Source organism: Bacillus sp. LR--39, assembly GCF_053613335.1.
In genome coordinates this window covers 1-1,189 of the sequence record NZ_JBSIOT010000256.1, presented here as the reverse complement: position 1 = coordinate 1,189, position 1,189 = coordinate 1, and the positions used below count along the sequence as shown (strand labels likewise).

Here is a 1,189-nt window from a genome sequence, read left to right as displayed (position 1 = left end):
GCCGGCCTAATAACAGTGCGCCAAGAGCAACAAAAGCTCCTCCATACAAGGTTCCTTTTCCGACATCAAGCACACCGGCAGCTACTAACGGGCCAACAGCATTCGCCACGTTATTCATGCCGGCAGAGAATGCTTCGAAAAATCCGGCAACTAACAAAACAATGCCGAGGATTTTTTGCTTTTTAGAAGATTTTACTTCAATCTTAAAATAACGAAACAGCTTAGATACGAAATAGGTGAAGCCGAAAGCGAACAGCGGGACAAAAACCCAAAATGACACAATGATCAGAAGATTGTTCACAAACAATACTTTATAAGCCACTCCCACGCCGACAACCGCGCCGACTGTCACTTCACTTGTCGACAAAGGAATACCGAGCAGGTTAGCAGTAAAGAGCGACAGGGCAGCAGCTCCAATAATGATGCAAACAATCGTCAGTGTAATCGTCTGCTCAGGAATAATGCCGGAGCTGATTGTTTTTACAACCTCGCCTCCGCCAATGACCGCCCCGGTAAAGACACCGACTGCGCATAGGATCAAAGCGTAGGTTTTCTTTTTGATGGCTCCGGAGCCGTAAGCAACCCCCATCGAAGCTGCAGCGCCGCTTGCACCAATATTCATCGCGAAAAACAAGCTAAATAAAATAGCGGCTAATTCCATTTTGCAGCTCCTTATTCATGCAGTCCGCATTCTGTTTTCGCCATACCATTCCATCTGCCTGAGCGCAAATCCTCCGCTGTAAAAGCGGGAGCAGTGCAAGGCGCACAGCCAATACTTGGATAGCCTTGGTCATGAAGCGGATTGTAGTCCAGTTCATTCCGGGATGTGTATCTCCAAATGTCTTTCCAAGTCCAATGGATAAGCGGGCAAACTTTTACTGACTTGAATTTTTCATCTTTGTTTAAGAAATTCGTATTGGCACGGCTTGGCCCTTGATCGCGGCGCAGGCCGGAAAGCCAGGCTGGATATCCTGAAAGCGCCTCTCTTAAAGGAACGACCTTTCTAAGATAGCAGCACTGATTCGGCTCTCTTTCCCACAGTTTGTCACCATGTTCTTCGGCTTGTTCCTCAAGGGTGAGATCCGGTTTTTTCAGGATGATATTAAGACCCGGATAACGCTCTTTCACTCGTTCAATTGTTTCATAGGTTTCTTTAAAATGAAGTCCTGTATCAAGAAACACAATCTCT

Annotated in this window: 1 protein-coding gene and 1 pseudogene; both read right to left on the bottom strand. The window is 46.5% G+C overall.

The genetic code is table 11. The annotated features are described in order from the left end of the window. Positions 1-661: pseudogene (cysP, locus tag ACWHAR_RS22290) on the bottom strand (sulfate permease); the annotation flags it as partial. An 11-nt stretch (positions 662-672) separates the two neighbouring features. Continuing rightward, positions 673-1,189 (bottom strand): phosphoadenylyl-sulfate reductase (locus ACWHAR_RS22285; protein WP_452087859.1); only part of this gene is annotated, 517 nt, incomplete at its 5' end.